This is a genomic window from Burkholderia sp. HI2761 (genome assembly GCF_002223355.1).
GTDB lineage: Bacteria > Pseudomonadota > Gammaproteobacteria > Burkholderiales > Burkholderiaceae > Burkholderia.
Genome location: NZ_NKFN01000009.1, coordinates 585,349 through 604,693 on the forward strand (window position 1 = coordinate 585,349; position 19,345 = coordinate 604,693).

At 66.4% G+C, this 19,345-nt stretch carries 17 protein-coding genes; 12 read left to right on the forward strand and 5 right to left on the reverse strand.

From position 1 onward, the window contains the following. Nucleotides 1-8: 8 nt before the first annotated feature. The 5 genes from CFB46_RS34530 (at nucleotide 9) to CFB46_RS34555 (ending at nucleotide 5,382) form a co-directional block, all read left to right on the forward strand. A complete protein-coding gene (locus tag CFB46_RS34530; protein WP_027785851.1) occupies nucleotides 9-1,220 on the forward strand; it encodes a thiolase family protein in 1,212 nt (403 codons plus the stop codon). Between the two features lie 19 nt (nucleotides 1,221-1,239). After that, nucleotides 1,240-1,659, forward strand: coding sequence for a Zn-ribbon domain-containing OB-fold protein (locus CFB46_RS34535; RefSeq protein WP_027785852.1), 420 nt, complete (start codon nucleotides 1,240-1,242; stop codon nucleotides 1,657-1,659). A gap of 105 nt (nucleotides 1,660-1,764) precedes the next feature. Further along, nucleotides 1,765-2,985: a CaiB/BaiF CoA transferase family protein gene (locus tag CFB46_RS34540; RefSeq protein WP_027785853.1), complete on the forward strand. Its 1,221-nt coding sequence runs from the start codon at nucleotides 1,765-1,767 to the stop codon at nucleotides 2,983-2,985. Between the two features lie 21 nt (nucleotides 2,986-3,006). Further along, nucleotides 3,007-4,155: a CaiB/BaiF CoA transferase family protein gene (locus CFB46_RS34545; RefSeq protein WP_027785854.1), complete on the forward strand. Its 1,149-nt coding sequence runs from the start codon at nucleotides 3,007-3,009 to the stop codon at nucleotides 4,153-4,155. Between the two features lie 294 nt (nucleotides 4,156-4,449). Then, entirely contained in the window at nucleotides 4,450-5,382 is a 933-nt protein-coding gene (locus tag CFB46_RS34555) for a LysR family transcriptional regulator (RefSeq protein WP_027785856.1), read from the forward strand. Between the two features lie 14 nt (nucleotides 5,383-5,396). Here the strand turns inward: CFB46_RS34555 and CFB46_RS34560 are convergent, their stop codons facing one another. After that, a complete protein-coding gene (locus CFB46_RS34560; RefSeq protein WP_027785857.1) occupies nucleotides 5,397-6,293 on the reverse strand; it encodes a LysR family transcriptional regulator in 897 nt (298 codons plus the stop codon). A gap of 111 nt (nucleotides 6,294-6,404) precedes the next feature. On the opposite strand from CFB46_RS34560, the gene CFB46_RS34565 reads away from it, so the two are divergent. The 5 genes from CFB46_RS34565 (at nucleotide 6,405) to CFB46_RS34585 (ending at nucleotide 11,788) form a co-directional block, all read left to right on the forward strand. Beyond that, nucleotides 6,405-7,340: an alpha/beta hydrolase gene (locus tag CFB46_RS34565; protein WP_027785858.1), complete on the forward strand. Its 936-nt coding sequence runs from the start codon at nucleotides 6,405-6,407 to the stop codon at nucleotides 7,338-7,340. Between the two features lie 111 nt (nucleotides 7,341-7,451). Beyond that, nucleotides 7,452-8,318: an oxidoreductase gene (locus CFB46_RS34570; protein WP_034185494.1), complete on the forward strand. Its 867-nt coding sequence runs from the start codon at nucleotides 7,452-7,454 to the stop codon at nucleotides 8,316-8,318. 244 nt (nucleotides 8,319-8,562) lie between these two features. After that, a complete protein-coding gene (locus CFB46_RS34575; RefSeq protein WP_027785859.1) occupies nucleotides 8,563-10,008 on the forward strand; it encodes an MmgE/PrpD family protein in 1,446 nt (481 codons plus the stop codon). After that, complete coding sequence (locus CFB46_RS34580) at nucleotides 10,005-10,583, forward strand: DUF2889 domain-containing protein (RefSeq protein ID WP_027785860.1); 579 nt, start codon at nucleotides 10,005-10,007, stop codon at nucleotides 10,581-10,583. Before CFB46_RS34575 ends, CFB46_RS34580 begins: the two co-directional genes overlap by 4 nt. A 254-nt stretch (nucleotides 10,584-10,837) precedes the next feature. Then, nucleotides 10,838-11,788: an alpha/beta hydrolase gene (locus CFB46_RS34585; RefSeq protein ID WP_227789674.1), complete on the forward strand. Its 951-nt coding sequence runs from the start codon at nucleotides 10,838-10,840 to the stop codon at nucleotides 11,786-11,788. On the opposite strand, the gene CFB46_RS34590 is transcribed toward CFB46_RS34585, so the two are convergent. The 3 genes from CFB46_RS34590 to CFB46_RS34600 form a co-directional block, all read right to left on the reverse strand. Further along, nucleotides 11,789-13,411: a GMC family oxidoreductase gene (locus CFB46_RS34590; protein WP_027785862.1), complete on the reverse strand. Its 1,623-nt coding sequence runs from the start codon at nucleotides 13,409-13,411 to the stop codon at nucleotides 11,789-11,791. A gap of 13 nt (nucleotides 13,412-13,424) precedes the next feature. Continuing rightward, nucleotides 13,425-14,711 carry an MFS transporter gene (locus tag CFB46_RS34595; protein WP_027785863.1) on the reverse strand — a complete coding sequence of 429 codons (1,287 nt, stop codon included), beginning with the start codon at nucleotides 14,709-14,711 and terminating at the stop codon, nucleotides 13,425-13,427. 589 nt (nucleotides 14,712-15,300) lie between these two features. Further along, nucleotides 15,301-16,041 carry a carboxymuconolactone decarboxylase family protein gene (locus CFB46_RS34600; protein ID WP_027785864.1) on the reverse strand — a complete coding sequence of 247 codons (741 nt, stop codon included), beginning with the start codon at nucleotides 16,039-16,041 and terminating at the stop codon, nucleotides 15,301-15,303. 604 nt (nucleotides 16,042-16,645) lie between these two features. Here CFB46_RS34600 and CFB46_RS34605 point away from each other — a divergent pair. After that, the gene (locus CFB46_RS34605) at nucleotides 16,646-17,569 is read left to right on the forward strand and encodes an alpha/beta hydrolase (protein WP_027785865.1); all 924 of its coding nucleotides are present in this window, start codon (nucleotides 16,646-16,648) and stop codon (nucleotides 17,567-17,569) included. 39 nt (nucleotides 17,570-17,608) lie between these two features. Then, complete coding sequence (locus CFB46_RS34610; RefSeq protein WP_027785866.1) at nucleotides 17,609-18,514, forward strand: NAD(P)-dependent oxidoreductase; 906 nt, start codon at nucleotides 17,609-17,611, stop codon at nucleotides 18,512-18,514. Between the two features lie 28 nt (nucleotides 18,515-18,542). Here the strand turns inward: CFB46_RS34610 and CFB46_RS34615 are convergent, their stop codons facing one another. Next, the gene (locus CFB46_RS34615) at nucleotides 18,543-19,322 is read right to left on the reverse strand and encodes an IclR family transcriptional regulator (RefSeq protein ID WP_051421424.1); all 780 of its coding nucleotides are present in this window, start codon (nucleotides 19,320-19,322) and stop codon (nucleotides 18,543-18,545) included. Between the last annotated feature and the right edge of the window lie 23 nt (nucleotides 19,323-19,345).

Below are 19,345 nucleotides of genomic sequence, written 5' to 3' on the forward strand. Positions count from 1 at the left end.
GCGCAGCCATGACTCCTCGTCCGGTTGCGGCGATCGTCGGCATGGGCGATGCCTACGCGTCGCGCGCGAATCGCAAGGACCCGCTGCAGTTGGCCGCCGAGGCGACGCTCAACGCGCTCGCCGACGCGGGCATCGGCAAGGACCAGGTCGACGCGGTATTCACGGGACGTTCGCCGTGGGCCGACAAGCGTTCGCAGTGGAGCAACATCTTCATCTCGCACATGCAGATGCCGGTGACGATCACGAGCGAGCTGACGATGCACGGCGCGGGCCTGACGTCGACGCTCGCGATCGCGTCGCAGATGATCGCGGCCGGCCGCGCCGAGTACGTGCTGTGCCTGCAGAGCGACGCGACCGAGCTGTTCGTCGACGCGGTCGCGATGGGCGCGGAAGCCGACGCGGATCCGCAGTTCGAGATTCCGTACGGTCCGACGATTCCGGCGCTCTACGCGCAGGCCGCGCAGCGCTACTTTCACGAGTTCGGCATCACCGAGGACGATCTCGCCGATGTCGCGATCGCGAACCAGCGCTGGGGACGTCATCATCCGCATGCGGCGAAGGCGAAGTTCGGCGAGATCGATCGCGCGGCGGTGCTGTCGTCGCCGTACGTCGCCACACCGCTGCGCCGCTGGATGTGCTCCACCTGGGGGGGCGGCACGGGCGGGGCGCTGATCGTCACGTCGCCGGAGAACGCGCGTCACGCGCGCGATCCGGTCTACCTGCTCGGCTACGGATCGGCGACCACGCACGAGTACCTGACCGATCGCATGAACCTGCGTCGCTGCCGGTTCGACAGTCTCGGCGCGTTGCCGAACCTGACGACCACCGCGACCGCCGAGGCGGCGCGCCAGGCCTATGCGATGTCGGGGCTGACGCCCGCCGACATCGACATGGCGCAGATCTCGGTGAACTTCGCGCATATGGGGCCGATCGTGATGGAGGATCTCGGCTTCGCGAAGAAGGGGCGCGGCATCGATCTTTATCGCGAAGGCCGCACCGGCGTCGACGGCGACCTGCCGACCGACACCAACGGCGGGTGGCTGTCGTTCGGGCAGCCCGGCATCTCGTGCAACATGGACAGCATGATCGAGGCCGTCCGGCAGCTGCGCGGGCAGGCGCTCGGGCTCGCGCCGGCCCGCCGGCCGCAAACCGTGCTGGTGCAGGGCGCGGGCGGGATGCTGGCCGCCGGCGCCGTGCTGCTGCTGTCGTCCGCAACGTGATATCCGACCGGAGCATTCCATGACCGAAACGCATTCCCCGAATGCCTGGCCGCAACCCTACCGGCTGCTCGATGCGCAACCGTACTGGGACGCGCTGGCCGAAGACAAGCTGACGTACCAGCGCTGCACGTCCTGCCACGAAGCCGTGTGGCCGGCTCACTCGTTCTGCACGCATTGCGGCGCGAAATCGCTCGACTGGACCGAATCGTCGGGCCGCGGCGAAATCTATTCGCACAGCACGATCATGCGCGGGCCGACGCCGGTGTGGGCCGGCATCGTGCCGTACACGGTCGGCTTCATCCGCATGGACGAAGGCTATTACCTGTTCGCGCAGATCGATGCGCCGGCCGAGACGATCGCGATCGGCCAGCGCGTCGAGGTCCGCTTCGTGCAGCGCGGCGAACAAAAGTTGCCGGTATTCGTGCCGTCGACAACCTGAGGGCCGCACGCGGCGCGCCGGCCCACCGGCGCCCGCGCGGCGTGCCCGCTCACGGAGGAGACATCGTGAAGCGCATTGATTTTCATCCCGTCGACGGAGGCTGACATGGCCGGACCGCTCGACGGAGTACGCATCCTCGACCTGACGTCGAATTTCATGGGCCCGTACGCGTCGCTGCTGCTCGCCGACATGGGCGCCGGCGTCTGCAAGATCGAATCGCGCGACGGCGACACGACGCGCCACATCGGCCCGAGCCGCCATCCAGGCATGGGCCCGATCTTCCTGCACCTGAATCGCAACAAGCGCAGCCTCGTGCTCGACCTCAAGCATCCGGACGGGATCGCCGCACTGAAGCGCATGGCGGAATCGGCCGACGTGCTGCTGTACAGCATGCGGCCGCACACGATGGCGAAGCTCGGGATCGCATACGAGGACGTGCGCAAGCTCAATCCGCGCATCATCTACTGCGGCGCGTTCGGCTTCGGGCAGAACGGCCCGTATGCATCGCGCCCCGCATACGACGACCTGATCCAGGCCGCGGTCGGGATGCCGGTGCTGCAAAGCCGTAAGGCGGGGCCGCCGACCTATGTCGCGACGGCGGTCGCCGATCGCGTGGTCGGTATGGCGACCAGCAACGCGGTCGCGATGGCGCTGTACCGGCGCGAGAAGACGGGCGTCGGACAGCAGGTGTTCGTGCCGATGCTCGAGACCTTCGTGCATTTCGTGCTCGGCGACCATCTGTACGGGCACACGTTCGTGCCGCCGCTCGGCGACTGGGGCTATGCGCGGATGATGAATCCCGACCGCCGTCCGTATCGCACGCGCGACGGCTATATCGGCGTGAACGTCTATGCGGACCATCACTGGCAGCGTTTCTTCGTGCTGTCCGGGCATCCGGAGATGGCCGACGATCCGCGCTTCAACAACATCGGCGGGCGCACCGAGCATATCGCGCAGCTGTACGCGTTCCTCGCGAGCGTGTTCGAGACGCGGACCACGGCCGAATGGGTGAACGCGCTGACCGAAGCCGACATTCCGGTGATCGAGATGAATACGCCCGAAACGCTGATCGACGATCCGCACATGAAGGCGGTCGGCTTCTTCGCCGAGCAGGATCATCCGTCCGAAGGCCGGATCCGGACGCTGGGCATCCCTCAGCAGTGGAGCGAAAGCACGCCCGAGTTGCGCTATCCGGCGCCGCGCCTCGGCGAGCATTCCGCGGCGCTGCTGGCCGAGTATGGCTTCGGTGCCGAGGAAATCGACCGGATGCTGCGCTCCGGCGGCGCGTATGCGCCGGACGCGAGCGGCTCGCCGCAATCGCAGTAAAACGAAATCAGGAGAAGCGACATGTTGCGTGACCTGCCGCTGTCGGGCGTTGTGGTGGTCGAACTGAGCGATAGCGCATCGGCGCCGTTCGCCGGAAAAATCCTGGCGTCGCTCGGCGCCGAAGTCTGGAAGATCGAACGCCCGACCGGGGACTCGGCGCGCGGCTGGGGGCCGAGCGAATGGAAGGGCAGCGGTGCGGCGTATCACGCGCTGAACCGCGGCAAGCGTTCCGTCTGCATCGACATCAAGGACCGCGAGCAACTGGCGACGCTGCACCGGTTGATCGCCGAGCATGCGGACGTGTTCATCCATAACCTGCGGCCGGGCTCCAGCGCGCAATACGGCCTCGATGCCGACAGCCTGCGCGTGACCAAGCCGGAACTGATCTATTGCGAGATCGGCGCGTTCGGCCATCTCGGGCCGCTGAACACGCTGCCAGGCTACGATCCGCTGATGCAGGCGTTCTCGGGGATCATGAGTATCACCGGCGAGGAAGGGCAGGCGCCGGTTCGTGCCGGCGTGTCGATCGTCGATTTCGGCTCGGGGCTGTGGGCCGTGATCGGCATTCTGTCGGCCCTGTATCGCCGCCAGATCAAGCATTGCGGCGCGACCGTCAACGGCTCGCTGCTGGAAACGGCGATCGGCTGGATGACCGTGGCGATCGCGAACTACAGCGCGGACGGCGATACCGGCGGCCGGCACGGATCGGGCGTCGCGTTCATCGTCCCGCATCGCGCGTATGCGACGGCCGACGGCTATCTGATCGTCAGCGCCGCGAACGACGCGTTGTTCGCCAAGCTGTGTGCGGCGCTCCAGCGCCCCGAATGGGCGCGCGACGAGCGCTTTGCGACCAATGCGGCGCGCCTGCGCAATCGCGCGGAGATCGACCGCCTGATCGGCGAGCGGCTCGCGACGGACGACCGCGCGACGTGGCAGGCGCGTTTGCAGGCGGCAGGTATTCCGGTCGCGCCGATCCAGACCACCGCGGAGGTGGTCGCGCATGCGCAGACGCACGCGCTCGGCATCATCGAGAAACCGTCCGACGACGAGATCGGCCTGGTCGGACTGCCGCTGTCGTTCGACGGCAAGCGCCCGCCGCCGCTGCACGCGGCGCACGACATCGGCGCCGACAACGCGTCGCTCGACGCGCTGCTGCGCACCGGCCGCTAGGCGCGCGGCAACCGTCTGACGATTGGCGGCGCGACGCGACGCGGCAACCGTCGCGGCTGTGCCGCCGCGTTCACGAAAACCGCCGCACGCGCGCGGCCGTGCGTGATCGCGCGGCCGCGTCCTGTCGCGCCGTTCGCATCGATCGGGTGTACGATCGGCGTCGAACGCCGCGATCCTTCACGCGCCGCGCGCTCGCCGCCACGCCTCGTTTCCTGTACGACGCGCCCGGCACGAGACCGCGCGCGACCGGCCGCGACGTGCGACAACGTCATCGAGACGTGCATGAGGGGAGACATGAGTACATTCAATCGCCTGCATCTGATCCGGCAGGTCGATCTGTTTACGCTGAAGCTGTTCCTGTCGGCGGTCGAGGAGCAGCAGATCGGGCTTGCGGCCATCCGCGAGAACGTCGCCGCATCGACCGCGACCAAGCGCATCCAGGACCTCGAGGACATCGCCGGCATCAAGTTGCTGGAACGCCGCCCGAAAGGCGTGGCGCCGAGCCCGGCCGGCGAGGTGCTGGTCCGCTATATTCGCCGCATCTTCGACGACCTCGACGACATGCGTTCCGAGATTTCGTCGTTTACCGACGGCATGCGGGGAGAACTCTCCGTCGCGTCGGCGCGCTCGATCATCGTGCCGTTTCTCGCGCGCGAGATCGGCGAGTTCAAGCGCGAGTATCCGCTCGTCGATCTGGTGGTGAACGAACTCGAGAACGCCGAGATCGTGCAGGCCGTCGCGCGCGGCGACGCGGACATCGGCGTGTTCGCGGCCGCGCACGAACTCGATCTCGGCGGCGTCGACGTGACGCCTTACCGCGAGGATCGCCTCATCGCGGTCGTCCCGCTGGGCCACCCGCTCACGGCACGCGCCAGCCTGACGACACAGGATCTGCTGTCGGAAAACCTGATCGTCGTCGGCGCGATGCTCGGTGCGATCCGTGCGGCGGCGCGCCGCGTCGGCATCGATTTCGAGCCGCGGTACGGCGTCAGAAGCGCGGGCGTCGCCGTCAGCCTCGTGCAGGCGGGGCTCGGCGTGACGGTGCAGCCGGAGTGCCTCGTCAGTCATGAACTGTTCAGCCGCGTCGCCGTAATGGAGCTGGCGGAACCGTGGGCCGTGCGCCGCATCCATATCGCGACCGCGCGCGGCCGCGAGCAGGGCCCGATCGCGCGCGCGCTGATCCGGCAACTGCTGGACCGGCCGGCCGGCGACGCGCCGGCGGCGTGACGCAACGCGGGCCGTCAGGGCTTGCGGTATTTCAGCGCGTCGACCAGCAGCGAGAACGCGGAGGTCGCGTGCCGCCGGTTCGCGTAATAGAGGTGATAGCCCTCGAAGGTCTTGCGCCATGCGCCCAGCACCTCGACCAGTTGCCCGGACGCCAGCGCCGTGCGCACGTATTCGACGGGCAGATAGGCAAGCCCGAGGCCGGCGAGCGCCGCGTCCCGCACGGGTGCGATGCTCGTGTACACGAGCGGGCCGTCCACCTTGATGCGTTGCTCGTTGCCGGCCCTCGTGAAAATCCACGGGAGAAATTCGCCATGCGTCGGCAGGCGCAGGTTGATGCATGCATGCGACACGAGATCGGCCGGGCGCTTGGGCGCCGGATGGCGGTCGAGATACGCGGGCGCGCAGAAGACGGCCATCGGAATATCGGGGCCGATCCGCACCGCGATCATGTCCTTCGCGACGAGGCGCCCGCGCCGCACGCCGGCGTCGAAGCGGCCGTCGACGATATCGGCCAGACCGTAGTCGGTCGTGATCTCGATCCGGATGCCCGGATGATCGGGCAGGAAGCGCGCGATGGCCGGCTGCAGCACGCTTTGCACCGCGAATTCGTCGGCCGTCAGCCGGATCACGCCGGTCGGCTTGCCGATCAGTTCGCCAATCTCCTCCAGCCCGGCATCGATTTCGCTCATCGCGGGGCCGACGCGGTTCAGCAGCCGTTCGCCGGCCTCGGTCAGCGACACGCTGCGCGTCGTGCGCGCAAACAGCCGCAGGTCGAGCCGCGCTTCCAGCCCGCGGATCGTCTGACTCAGCGCCGATTGCGATACGCCGAGCCGCGCGGCCGCACGCGTGAAGCTGCGCTCTTCCGCCACCATCACGAACGCGGACAGATCCTTGAGGTTATTGCCGGCCATTGAGAACTCCTGCTTATGACTTTAAGCAGATTTTGCAGGATTATCACTCGACGGACCAGCCTCTAACATGGTTGCTGTTTCGACTTTCTGATCGCAATGGAGGACAACGCCATGCCGCAATCCGTCACGTTCCCCAACCGCTCGGCAAACATTGCTGCCGATCTGTACGTCCCGCCGAACTTCGACGCCGGCACGAAGTATCCGGGCATCATCTGCGGCCACCCGATCAGCAGCTGCAAGGAGCAGACCGCGTCGATCTACGCGCAGAAGCTGGCCGCGCTCGGCTTCGTGACGCTCGCGTTCGACGCCTCCCATCAGGGCGCGAGCGGCGGCGAGCCGCGCTACCTCGAGGATCCGGCGTCGCGCGTCGAGGACTTCCGCTGCGCGGTCGACTATCTGGTGACGCTCGATTACGTCGACGACGCGCGTATCGGCGTGCTGGGCATCTGCGGCGGCGGCGGCTATGCGGTCAACGCGGCGATGACGGAGCGCCGGATCAAGGCGGTGGGCACCGTCGTCGCGGCCAACTACGGCCGCATCATGCGCGAAGGCAACCTGTCGGCCGACGCGGCGCTCGCCACGCTCGACGCGATCGGCAAGCAGCGTACCGCCGAGGCGCGCGGCGCCGACCCGCTGATCGTCACCTACATTCCCGCGTCGGAGGCCGAGCGCCAACAGGCCGGCATCAAGGACATCGACATCGTCGAAGCCGTCGACTACTACACGACGCCGCGCGGACAGCAGCCGGGCTCGCCGAACAAGCTGCGCTTCTCTGGCCTGCAGGCGGCGGTGGGCTTCGACGCGTTTCACCTCGCGGAGCAGTTGCTGACCCAGCCGCTGCAGATCGTCATCGGCAGCAAACCCGGCGCGTTCGGATCGTACCGCGACGGCTACGAACTGTTCGAGCGCGCGCGTTCGAGCCGCAAGAACCTGTTCGTCGTCGACGGCGCGAGCCACTACGACCTGTACGACAAACCCGAGTACGTCGAGCAGGCCATGTCGAAGCTCGGGCCGTTCTTTCAAGAGAATCTCGCGTCCGCGCGTTGACGCCGGCGGGCATTCCCGCGCGCGTCTCCGTTTTTCATCATCCGGCGGTCACGCCTGTGCCGCGCGCTGCGGCGCGGCGTGACGACGTCGATCCATCAAGAGAAAGTTTTCATGGCAAAGATCTGGTTTATCACCGGCGCCTCGTCGGGCTTCGGCAAGGCATTGGCCGAACACGTGCTGGCCAGTGGCGATTGTGCAGTCCTGACCGCGCGGCGACTGGCGCCGCTCGAAGCCATCGCCGGCCGCTACGGCGACCGCGCGCTGGCGCTGTCGATGGACGTGACCGACGCAGCTGCTCGGGCAACCGCACTGCAGGCCGCGTTGCAGGCGTTCGGCCGTATCGACGTGCTGGCGAACATCGCCGGCCGCGGTTCGTGCGGCGCGGTGGAGGAGTTTTCGCCGGCCCAACTGCGCGAGCAGATGGAGCTCAACTTCTTCGCTGCCGCCGAGCTGACGCGCGAGGTGTTGCCCCACATGCGCGCGCGTGGCAGCGGCCACGTGCTGAACCTGACCAGCGTCGCCGGGCTCGTGACGTTCCCGGCATGCGGTCCGTATTGCGCGGCGAAGTTCGCGCTCGAAGCGTGGAGCGAGGCGTTACACCACGAAGTCGCACCGCTCGGGATCCGCGTCACGCTCGTGGAGCCCGGCGCATTCCGAACCGAATTCGCAGGGGACGCGAACATGCGGCCGGAGCAGTCGCTCGATGCCTATCGCCCGGTCGTCGCGCCGATGCTCGACTATTTCGAACGGGAGGCCGGCAAGCAGGCGGGCGATCCCGCGAAGGCCGCGCGCGTGATGGCCGATGCCGTCAACAGCGACGTGCCGCCGTTGCGGCTGATGCTGGGCAAGGACGCGTATCGCGCATGGGACGCCGCCGTCGCCGCGCGTCAGGCCGATCTGGCCGCATGGCGCGATCGTGGCGAAGCCACGGCCTACGATGGCGTCGAAGTGACGTCGATCGAGTCCCTTTCCGCGTAGGTCGGCAGATACCGGGCGTTCGCTGCGACCGTTCGTGCCGCGCCCGATCCATCTGATCGACGATCGGGCGTGCTCGGTGTCGCCAGCGGCATTTCGAAGTACGGAAGGGACGCTCGGCGCGAATTGACCGGTGCACCGTTGCCCGCGCATCGTGACGGTATGTGCACCGCGTGCCTGCGTATCGCGGCCGCACGCGCGATGCCGCAGCGCGCGCCGCCCTGGCCGCGTCACGACAGGAGACAGCATGCAATCCCCCAACGGCACCGGCGAATCGGCGCCTGCACCGACGGATGTCACCGCGGCCATCGCCGCGCATGTCGCGTCCGTCGCGAACCGGTGCGCGACCGATGCCGATACGGCAGCACTGCGCCGGCTTTTCCTCGACAACTTCATCGTGTCGCTGTGGGGCGCGACGCGGCCGTGGACCGGCCAGATCGCGCGCTGGTCGCGTCGTTTTGCCGGCACGGGCGCGAGCCCGGTGCTCGGCGCCGACTGGACGGCCGACGCATCCGTTGCCGCATTGGTACACGGCACGGCCTCGCACAGCTACGAGCTCGACGACACACATAACGAGACGCTGAGCCATCCCGGCGCGGTCGTCATTCCCGCCGCGTTGGCCGTCGCGGCGAGCACGGGCGCGTCGCAAGCCATGCTGTTCCGGGCCGTGGCGGCCGGATACGAAGCGATGGCGCTGGTCGGCGCCGCAGCGGGCGGAATGGAAACCGTGCATCGCGGCTTTCATCCCACGGCGATTTTCGGCACGTTCGGTGCGGCCACCGCCTGCGTGGCGCTACATGCCTACCGCGACGACACGCCCGTCACGCCGGAATCGCTGATCCGTGCGTGGGGACATGCGTTGTCGCAGGCAAGCGGCGCGATGCAGTTCTCGGCGGAAGCGTCGGGCGGGGAGGTCAAGCGCGTTCATGCGGGTATCGCGGCACGCAACGGCGTGCTCGCTGCGGAATTCGCGCGAATGGACGCCGTAACGGCGCCGCGGCGCGTCGTCGAAGGCACCTACGGGCTCGCCGCGCTGTTCGGCGGTCCGCTGCGTGCGGTCGAATTGGGCGGCCCGCTGCAGATCCATTCGATCAGCCTCAAACCGTACGCATGCTGCCGCCTGTTCCATTCGACGATCGACGCGCTGGCCGAACTGACCACCAACTTTACGATGCGGACCGACGACATTCGCGAGATCGTGATCAGCGGCCCGCAGCTCATCGCGGATCAGCACATGCTCGCGCAGCCCGAATCGACGATGGCGGCCCAATACAGTTGCCCTTATATCGTCGGCGCGACGCTGAGCTACGGGCCGACCCGCTATGACGCCTATGACGACGCGTTCCTCGGCGATCCGCAGATCCGGCGCATTGCCGAGCGTGTGCGTTTCGAGGCGAGCGACGCGCTGACGCAGTATTACCCGACCCGCTTCGCGACAGGCGTACGGATCGTGCGCGACGACGGCAGCGCACAGTCGAGCGTCGTGATCGACAGCGTCGGTACGCCTGCCAGGCCGCTGACGCTCGATCAGATCATCGCGAAAGGCGAGAGTCTGACGTCGCATGGCGTGTGCGCGTCGGCCGGCAAGCAGTTCGCCGCGCTCGTTCACGACGATCGCAGCGATGGCCGAATGCTCGCGCAGGCGCTGGCAGCCGTGTCGTGCGAGATCCATGCAAACGGGAGCGAGGAATGACTGTCCATGACAATGCCGCGACAACGGAACGCGTCACGCGCGAGCCGCTGCACACCAGGCAGATCACGTTCGATGGGTTCAGACGAAGCGACGGTCTCTTTGAGATCGAAGGCTATCTGACCGATCGAAAACCACACGATTTCGCGCCGCCGAGCAGCCCGCGCGTGGTACCGGCGAACGAGCCGATCCACGATCTCGGCTTGCGGGTGGTGTTCGATCTCGACATGGTCGTCCACCAGGTCGACACCTTCATCCGCGCGTATCCGTACCGCGAATGCCCGGGCGGCGGCGCGACGCTGCAAGCGCTGGTGGGGCTGCGCATCGGTGCGGGCTGGAGCGGCGAGGTACGCAAGCGCCTGCCGCCCGGCGACACGTGTACGCATTTGCGGGAAATCCTGATTCCGCTCGCCACCGCGGCCATTCAGACCGTCAATCCGCTGCGTTCGCAAACCTTGCTCGAGGCGACCGACGCCAGCGGAAAACCGCTCAAGATCGACAGTTGCTTCGCATACGGCGCGTCGCGCGAGCTCGTCCTGCAGCGCTGGCCGGCGTTTCACCGCCCGAATCGAAGCTAGCCGGCGGGCGCGGCAAAGCGCTCGCTGCAAGCCTTCATCACGTCACCGGCCGCTTGGCACGCCCGGTGACGTTCGTCCTTTCCATGCCTTTCCCTGCGCGTCGACCTGCCCGGATCGGCCGTCGGCCAGCGTCCCGACGCACATTTCCGATCGCGAAAGTTCGACCGCGATTGATAAGCCCCGCTTATTGGCGTAAGTGCTTTAAGCAGTCTAGTTGCTGACGATATCGACCGCTATATTCGAACCAGTCCGGGATGCAAACGTCGAATCGCCCCGGCAAGACATCTAGCGGAGAATCCATGAAGTCAGTCAAATTCAGCAACGGCTCGCTCGAAATGGCGGGCAACCTCTATTTCCCCGAAGGCTTCGATGCGTCGCGCCAGTACGCGGCCATCGTCTGCGTTCACCCGGGCGGCGGCGTCAAGGAGCAAACGGCCGGCCGCTATGCGGAACAACTCGCGCGTGAGGGGTACGTCACACTCGCGTTCGACGCGTCGTTCCAGGGGGAAAGCGGCGGGACGCCGCGGTTCCTCGAGGATCCCTATGCGCGCGTCAACGACGTGCGCAGCGCGGTCGATTTTCTGGCGACGCAAGACTTCGTCGATCGCGACAGGATCGGCGCGCTGGGCGTATGCGCAGGCGGCGGCTATGCGATCCACGCGACGATGACCGACCGGCGCATCAAGGCAGTGGGCGCCGTCAGCGCGGTCAATATCGGCAGCATGTTCCGCGTCGGCTGGCATGGCAACGAGGCGCCGGCCAAATCGATCGCATTGCTCGAGCTCGGCGCCGCAGCGCGCACGCGCGAGGCCGCCGGCGAGCCGGTCGCCTATATCCCGTTCTCGCCGACGAGCCTCGATGGCGTCGAGGATCGCGACATGCGCGAAGCGTACGACTACTACCGTACGCCGCGTGCGCAGCACCCCAACACGCCGAGCCAGTTCACGACGAGCAGCCTGCCGCAACTCGTGACCTACGACGCCTTCGCGTTGGCCGACGTGCTGCTGACGCAACCGCTCCAGTTGGTCGCCGGCAGCGAAGCCGGCTCGCTCTGGCACAGCCAGGACCTCCTTGAAAAAGCGGCCAGCACCGACAAGCACCTTCACGTGATCCGGGGCGGCACGCACATGTCGCTTTACGACACGCCGGAGCAGATGCGCGAAGCGGTGTCGACGCTGGCGCCGTTCTTCGGCAAGCACCTGTAATCACGCGGGTACCGCACGGGCGGGTGTCGCGTCCGCGCGGATCAGGTCCGCGGCCTTTTCGCCGATCATGATGCAGGCCGCGTTGGTATTGCCCGCGACAATCTTCGGCATGATCGACGCGTCGGCGACGCGCAACCGCGCGACGCCGCGCACGCGCAGCCGCGGATCGACGACAGCCTGCGCATCGACACCCATCCGGCAGGTGCCGACCTGGTGCCAGCCGCTGTTGCCGTAGGTCTTGAGATGGGCGAGCCACTGTTCGTCCGTCGTGACGGCCGCGCCCGGCACGCGTTCCTCGACGATCCGCGACGCGAGCGGGGCAGTGTTCGCGATGCGCCGCATCAGCCGCAAACCCGCGATCGAACGCCGGATGTCGCCGGGATCGCTCAGGTAATTCGGATGAAACGCGGGCGCATCCAAAGGGTCCGGCGACTTCAGCTCCATATGGCCGCGCGAGTCGGGCGTCAACAGAACGACCGCCGCACCGATGGCCGGGAAATCGTCGACGACCGGCTCGCCGGACGCCGAAAATTTGAACGTCATCGGGCTCACCGTCAGTTGCAGGTCGGCTTCCGGTCGCCCCGGCTCGCTGCGCGCATAAGCCGTCACGGGCGCCGCGCCTAGTGCAAGATACCCGCGGCGAGTCAGCAGATAGCGCACGCCTTCCAGATACTTGCGTAGCCCGCGCAGCCGGTGGTTATAGGAGCTGTCCGGCGTGACATGCCATGCCAACGAGCCGAACCAGTGATCCTGAAGGTTGCGGCCCACATCGGGCGACTCCACCGTCGCCGCGATCCCGTGGCGATGCAGGGCCGCGGCGTCGCCGATTCCCGATAGCATCAGCAATTGCGGCGAAGCCAGTGCGCCGCCCGACAGGATCACTTCGCGCGCGGCAGCGATGTGCCGCCGCACGCCGCGGTCCAGCACCTCGATGCCCGTGGCATGAGCGGCTTCGAGAACGACGCGCATCACGCGCACACCGGTGCGCACGGACAGGTTGCGGCGATGACGCACAGGTTCGATGAACGCGTCATAGGACGAATGGCGGCGCCCGTCGCGGATCGTGTATTGCCGATAGGCGACGCCTTCGTACGGCGGCCCGTTCAGATCCGCGCTGCGGGGAATGCCGGCCTGCTCCGCGGCGGCGATGAAATCGTCGGCGCTCGGGTGCGAGATGGCCGCGTCGCTGACATGCAGCGGGCCCTGTGCACCATGATGGTCGCTTGCGCCGCGCTGGTTCGCTTCCGACCGGATGAAATAGGGCAGCACGTCGGCCCAGCTCCATCCGTCGTTGCCGAGCGCCGCCCAATGGTCGAAATCGCTCGGCTGGCCGCGCATGTAGATCATGCCGTTGATCGCGCTGCTGCCGCCGAGGCCTTTGCCGCGCGGCCAGTACACGGTGCGGCCGCCAAGCGTCGGCACGGGCTCGGTATCGAATGCCCAGTTGAACCGTTTGTCCATGAACAGCTTGCCCGCACCGGCGGGCGTGCGCACCCAGAAGTTGTTCATGTCCGCGCCGGCTTCGACGAGCAGCACGCGCACCGCGGGATCCTCGGACAGGCGGCTCGCGACCACACAGCCCGACGAGCCTGCCCCCACTACGATGTAGTCGTACGTTTCCATCACGTGCGACACCTCATGCCGATCTCGGGATCAGCGGCACGACCGTCGCCGCGACGATCGCGGGGATCGCAAACGCATAGAAATTCCAGTGCAGGCCGAGATTGGCACCGACGATCCAGCCGCCGATCATCGGCCCGAGGATCGAGCCGAAACGCCCGACGGCCTGTGCGCCGCCCAGCGCCGACCCGCGGCACGAAGTCGGGAAGTGCGCGGCGATATACCCGTAGATCAGGCTGCTGGTGCCGATCGAACTGAGTCCCGCGCCGAATACGGCGAGCATCAGCCAGGTGGAATCGAGCTTCTGGCTCAGCACGATCAGCGACAAGCAGCCGAGCACGAGAAACGCAAACATGACGCGTCGCGTGCCGACACGATCGGCCAGCCACGCGCCGCCGAGCATGCCCACGACCGCCCCGAACTGCATCACCAGCAGGAACTGCAGCGATGAGCCGAGCGGATAGCCGGCCGCTCGCATCAGCTGCGGCAGCCACGCATTGAGCCCATACACGATCAGCTGCACGCAGAACGTCATGAACGCGAGCAGCAGCGCCGTGGCGCGAAACTGGCGCGACAGCACCAGCCGGTAACCGCCGGCCTGCCGCGCCGTGCCATGCAATACGCGTTGGTCATCCTTGTCGCGCAGGATCTGGTCGAGATCGAGTGAATAGCGGGCCGCGAGCGTGCGCGCCTCGTCGATACGGCCGCGATTGACGAGGAAATCCGCCGACTCGGGAAGCAGGAAGTACATGACGGGCAGGATCAGCGCATACAGTGCACCGAGCGCGTACAACGTGCGCCAGCCGTGCTCGTGAAGCAGCACGATGGCCAGCAGCGCGCTGACGATGCCGCCTACCGAGTAGCCGGTCAGCGTGAGCGCGTTGTAGAACTGGCGACGGCCCTTGGGCGCGTACTCCACCGCCAGCGCCACGGCGGACGGCACCACGCCGCCCATGCCGATTCCCGTGATGAAGCGGGCCGCGCCCAGAAACGTGGGGGAGGTCGCGAACGCGCAGACGAACGAGCCGACCGAGAACCACAGCACGCCCACCATGAGCAGGCGGCGTCGGCCGATACGATCGGTCAGCGGACCGGCCACCGCGAGGCCGACCATCAGCCCGACCAGCGTCCAGCTGCCGATCATGCCGGCGGCGGCAGGCGTCAGATGCCAGCCGGGCTCGGCCAGCAGATGCGGAACGGTTGCGCCGTAGACGATGAGATCGTAGCCGTCCGCCACGATCGTGAGGAAGCATAGAAGCACGACGAATAGACTGCTGCGGACCGGCGGCGTTGCTTGATTCATGTTGTCTCCATACCTTTGTTGTAAATGTATTGCCTGACGAATCCTTCCGGATTCCCAAGCATGGCGATCCTCCTTTCACGCAATGAATGCCGGAAGGACCTATTCCGGAAACGTCCCGGATTTTTCTTATACGTCGAGTCGGATCCCGCTCGAACGTTGGAATGGGCGTGTGCGTGCACGCCTTGCCGGTGATGACGGACACCGCCTCCCGGTCGCCGGGATGGCCGGCCGGCGAGCGCGATGTCTGCCGTGCAGTTCGATGCTGCCGCAGCCTCGTGCCGATGCACGCGTATCGCGTTTGCCACGGCTGTAATCCGTGATGGGGAGCGTAAGAGCATGCCGCCGGCGAACCAATTGAGTTTTCATGAAGCCGCGATTCGACGGGATCGAATTCGACTCCCATGTACCGACAATGAGTATGCAGACGCAGGCCGCACTCCGCGCCTCGGCATTTCCAGCCCTGCGCACGTGCCCATTCAAAAACCGGAGCGAGGGTTTCGTCGAAAATCTCACGATGTGTCGAATGAGTAAGGAGCGACGCGTGCGCCGAAGCAGGGAAGCGGCCGTGCATACGGCCATGAACGCGTGGTCAGGGCGTCGCCGATCTCAAATGCGGTGCGCCGAGCAGAAAGCTCTGCATCCCGATACAGCTGACGATTTGCATGACCTGCAGCACTTGTGCCGGCGTCGCGCCGTAGCGAAGCGCGTTGCGCATATGAATGCGGACGCCCGGTTCGAACAGGTGCGTCGTCGATACGTCGATTGCCACATACAACAGCTCCTTGACGACGGGCGGTAGCGATGCGGTCTGCCACGGCGCCGACGAAAAGGCCGTATAGCCGTCGAAGAATGCGGGCGAGCTGCGTACCATGCCTTGCAGTTCGTCGCTCCAGTAGCCACGACGCTCGCAGAACTCGGTGCGTACTTTGTCGAACGCACTGTCGAGCGGGAACGCGGCATCGACCGATTCACCGGCGGCGGCGAGTTCGTCGAGCAGGATCGGCACACCGACCATGTACGCATGGATCCCGAGCACGGAGGCGATCTGTAGCACCTCGCGCAGTTCGGCTCGGGTGGCGCCATGTTTGACGGCAGCGTCGATGTGCTGCCCGACGGCCTCGGCGTTCAGATGCGTGACGCTTGCGTTCGCGGCGATCAGGACGAAATGCTGGATCTTCGGCTCCAGGTGCGGCGAGCCCAGCGCGACTTCCGCCATGGACAGATAACGGTCGAAGAACGCGGGATCCTCGTTCAGACCGATATCGAGGGCGTCGTTCCAGAAGCCGTGAAGTCGTTCGAACCGGGCCTTGAGTGAGACGGGATCGCTCATGATGGTCGTCTACCTGAGATTCGGCGCCGAAGATGGGCCGCGAAAGCAGGATAAGGGCCGACTTGCCGTGCGTGAATCGGTTTCGTTCGAGCCTTCCGTACGTTGAAAATCTTCCTGTATCGATTGCCCGGCTGGCTTCCGGCGATCGTCGATGCGGCGGTGCGCGCGGACCTTGTTCCTTGTATCCGCATGGTCGGTTCGAGACGAAGTGCTGTCCCAGCCGCGATTCAGCCGCGAGCCTGACTATTTGGATGCGACGATTGCCGAGGCGCGGGCGGACGAAGCGGCTGCGTCCGTTGCGCGCCCGATCTCGCTCGGAAGCCGGGTTCCGTTGTACGGAAATGACCGCTCGCCAAAATTGACCGGCCCCCGACACGCCTGCACGCTTTACACGCACCTGTCGGCGTCGTTCCGATCGGCGCGGTTGGCGCAATCTCAATCGTTCCATGCGCACGATCGACGCGCGACGGAGACCACTATGGAGACGACTCATGCCCCTTTTCAACAGCTTGCGATCGAATCGTCGAGACGATTTCGGCATCGATGTCGAATATCGCGTCACGCCGGGCCCTGTAACGGCCTCGCGCGCCGCGGAGTAACGCGCATGGCGCTGGATCCCGACATTGCGACGATGCTGAAAAGCCTCGAATCGGCGCCGCCGATGGAGAGCCTGTCCGTCGAGGCGCTCCGCGAGGGGCTTGCGTATCCGCCGCTCGACCGGCGCACGGTCGTGGGCGAGACCGTCGATTTCGACATACCGCTCGAAGGGCGAATGCTCGCGGCGCGCCTGTACCGGCCGGTGGAGAGAAAAAGTGACGGCGTGACCGTGTTCTTTCACGGCGGCGGTTTCGTGATCGGCAATCTCGATACGCACGATCACGTGTGCCGCGACCTCTGCGCGGGAAGCGGCGCCGCCGTGATTGCGGTCGACTACCGGCTTGCACCCGAGCATCGCTTTCCCGCCGCGGTCAACGATTGCTTCGATGCCGTGTGCTGGATCGCGCAGCACGCCCCCCTGCTGTCGCTCGACGCGTCGCGCCTGGTCGTGGCCGGCGACAGCGCGGGCGGCAACCTCGCCGCCGTGACGGCGCTGCGAATCCGCGACGAAGGCGGCCCTCCACTATGCGCGCAGGTGCTGGTCTACCCGGTGACCGACTATCACACGCCGCCTACGCGTTCCTACGTCGAGAACCAGTCCGGCTATGTGCTCACGCGCGCGGCGATGGTGTGGTTCTGGCGCCACTACGTCGAGAACGAGCAGGACGCGTTTCATCCGCATGCGTGCCCGCTGCGCGCGAAGTCGCTCGCGGGATTGCCGCGCGCCCTCGTGGTGACGGCCGGTTTCGATCCGCTGCGCGACGAAGGCGACGCCTACGCGAATCGCCTGTTCGACGCCGGCGTGCCCGTCACGTTGCGGCACTACGAGGGCATGATCCACGGCTTCTTTCGGATGGGCCTCGCATGCGCGGCCGCACAGGAAGCGCTGAGGGCGGCTGCGGCCTGGATAAGCGATGCGATGGCGCGTTGACACGTCTCGCCTGTTTGATGAACCGATCCGGAATTTCGAATGGAAACCTTGAAACATATCGGCTTTTTGGGCCTCGGACAGATGGGCGGCCCGATGGCCGAGCGCTTGCTCGGACAATCGTTCCGCCTGCATGTCTACGATCCGTCGCCTGCGGCCCTCCAGCCCTTTATCGAAGGCGGCGCGGTCATCCATAATTCGCCACGCGAGGTCGCCGATGCGGCCAGCATCGTCTTTGCGTGCCTGCCGAATCGCGATGTGTCGCTCGCGGTCGGCCTCGGCGCGGACGGCGTCGTGCATGGCAAAGCGATTCGCGTGTACGCGGAGATGTCGACGATCGGTCAAGACATGATCGAACGAATCGGCACCGGGCTGGCCGAGAAAGGGATCGACATCGTCGATGCACCGATCTCGGGAGGCGCCCCGGCTGCGCGGGCCGGCACGCTCGCGATGCTCGCCGCCGGCGCACCAGCCGCGGTCGGGCAGGTCATGCCGCTGCTGTCGCTGATCGGGAAAGCCGTGTTCGTGATGGGTGAACGCGCAGGCATGGCGCAGGTCATGAAGATCGTCAACAACATCATCATGGCGACCAATCTCGTCGTCTGCTCGGAAGGGCTCGCGATGGGCGCGAAGGCCGGCCTGGACGCGGACATGATGATGCGACTACTGGATGCGGGTACGGCGCAGAGCTTTGCCGGCTCGAAGATGCTGAGCCGCGCCGTGTCGGGTCGGTTCGACTATGGCGCAGCGCTGGCCATCATCGAAAAGGACATGTCGCTCGGATTCAACGAAGCGCGTCTGCTGAATATCGCGACGCCGACCATCGACCGCGCGCGCGATGTCTGGCATGCGGCATACGAAGCGGGGCACGAGGCGGAGGACTTTACTTCGATTCTGACGTTCGTCGCGGAGCAGGGCGGCACGCGCGTGCGAGGGCGGACCGCTTGAGTCGCGGTAGCGCGACGCCTGCATGCCATCACGGTTCGAAGCGAACGTCGCGAAGCACGATCTCGAGTTCGTGTGCGGCTTGTTTGAGCGCCGGCACGATGCGCTGCCTGACGGCGCCGATATCCGGTTCGAACCGGATCGCGCCGCAACTCAGCGACATCGGTGTGGCGGCGTGGCCGATGCTGATCGGCAGCGCGATGCCATACGCGTGACGCTGGAACTCGCCGAATGACATGCATACGCCGTTCGTGTCGAGATCATCGAACGCGTTGTCGATGCCGGTTCGCATCGCTTCTCGCTGCGGACCGGCAGCTTCGAGCAGCCGCGCGACGTACTGTTGCCGTTCCGGTTGCGGCAGCGTCCAGAGCCACGCCCGCCCGATCGCCGTGCAGCCCATCGGCAGTAACGAACCGACGCCGAGCCGCAGCGTGGCGATGCCTGCGCTCGTCCGATGGGCGATATACAGCATGTCGAGCCCATCGGGTGCGGCGAGTGCGACCGACACGTTCAACTGATCGGCGAGCCGCTGCATCAGCGGGTTCGCGAGTCGCGTGACAGGATTGGTTTCGAGGTAGGCGTAACCGATGCCGAACACGCCCGTCGCGAGCTCGAATCGCGCGCCGCCCGCGACGCGACGAATGTATCCCAGATGGATCAGCGTAGAGGTCAAACGCGAAACGGCCGATCGGGACATTCCCGCGCGCTGCGCCAGTTCTCCATTGGTCAGCGGTGCCCGCTCCGCGTGAAACGCGCGCAATATCTGCAGGCCGCGATCGAGCGTCAGCGTGACATGAGTGGCTTCGGGCATTGGGGCTCCTGAACGATCGGGTT

Coding starts and splice junctions, on each gene's coding strand:
- CFB46_RS34615 (WP_051421424.1), bottom strand. CDS start 19,322: ATGCCCGAAGCCACTCATGTCACGCTGACGCTCGATCGCGGCCTGCAG.
- CFB46_RS34555 (WP_027785856.1), top strand. CDS start 4,450: ATGAGTACATTCAATCGCCTGCATCTGATCCGGCAGGTCGATCTGTTT.
- CFB46_RS34605 (WP_027785865.1), top strand. CDS start 16,646: ATGGCGCTGGATCCCGACATTGCGACGATGCTGAAAAGCCTCGAATCG.
- CFB46_RS34580 (WP_027785860.1), top strand. CDS start 10,005: ATGACTGTCCATGACAATGCCGCGACAACGGAACGCGTCACGCGCGAG.
- CFB46_RS34570 (WP_034185494.1), top strand. CDS start 7,452: ATGGCAAAGATCTGGTTTATCACCGGCGCCTCGTCGGGCTTCGGCAAG.
- CFB46_RS34575 (WP_027785859.1), top strand. CDS start 8,563: ATGCAATCCCCCAACGGCACCGGCGAATCGGCGCCTGCACCGACGGAT.
- CFB46_RS34540 (WP_027785853.1), top strand. CDS start 1,765: ATGGCCGGACCGCTCGACGGAGTACGCATCCTCGACCTGACGTCGAAT.
- CFB46_RS34600 (WP_027785864.1), bottom strand. CDS start 16,041: ATGAGCGATCCCGTCTCACTCAAGGCCCGGTTCGAACGACTTCACGGC.
- CFB46_RS34565 (WP_027785858.1), top strand. CDS start 6,405: ATGCCGCAATCCGTCACGTTCCCCAACCGCTCGGCAAACATTGCTGCC.
- CFB46_RS34610 (WP_027785866.1), top strand. CDS start 17,609: ATGGAAACCTTGAAACATATCGGCTTTTTGGGCCTCGGACAGATGGGC.
- CFB46_RS34545 (WP_027785854.1), top strand. CDS start 3,007: ATGTTGCGTGACCTGCCGCTGTCGGGCGTTGTGGTGGTCGAACTGAGC.
- CFB46_RS34560 (WP_027785857.1), bottom strand. CDS start 6,293: ATGGCCGGCAATAACCTCAAGGATCTGTCCGCGTTCGTGATGGTGGCG.
- CFB46_RS34590 (WP_027785862.1), bottom strand. CDS start 13,411: ATGGAAACGTACGACTACATCGTAGTGGGGGCAGGCTCGTCGGGCTGT.
- CFB46_RS34595 (WP_027785863.1), bottom strand. CDS start 14,711: ATGAATCAAGCAACGCCGCCGGTCCGCAGCAGTCTATTCGTCGTGCTT.
- CFB46_RS34535 (WP_027785852.1), top strand. CDS start 1,240: ATGACCGAAACGCATTCCCCGAATGCCTGGCCGCAACCCTACCGGCTG.
- CFB46_RS34530 (WP_027785851.1), top strand. CDS start 9: ATGACTCCTCGTCCGGTTGCGGCGATCGTCGGCATGGGCGATGCCTAC.
- CFB46_RS34585 (WP_227789674.1), top strand. CDS start 10,838: ATGCAAACGTCGAATCGCCCCGGCAAGACATCTAGCGGAGAATCCATG.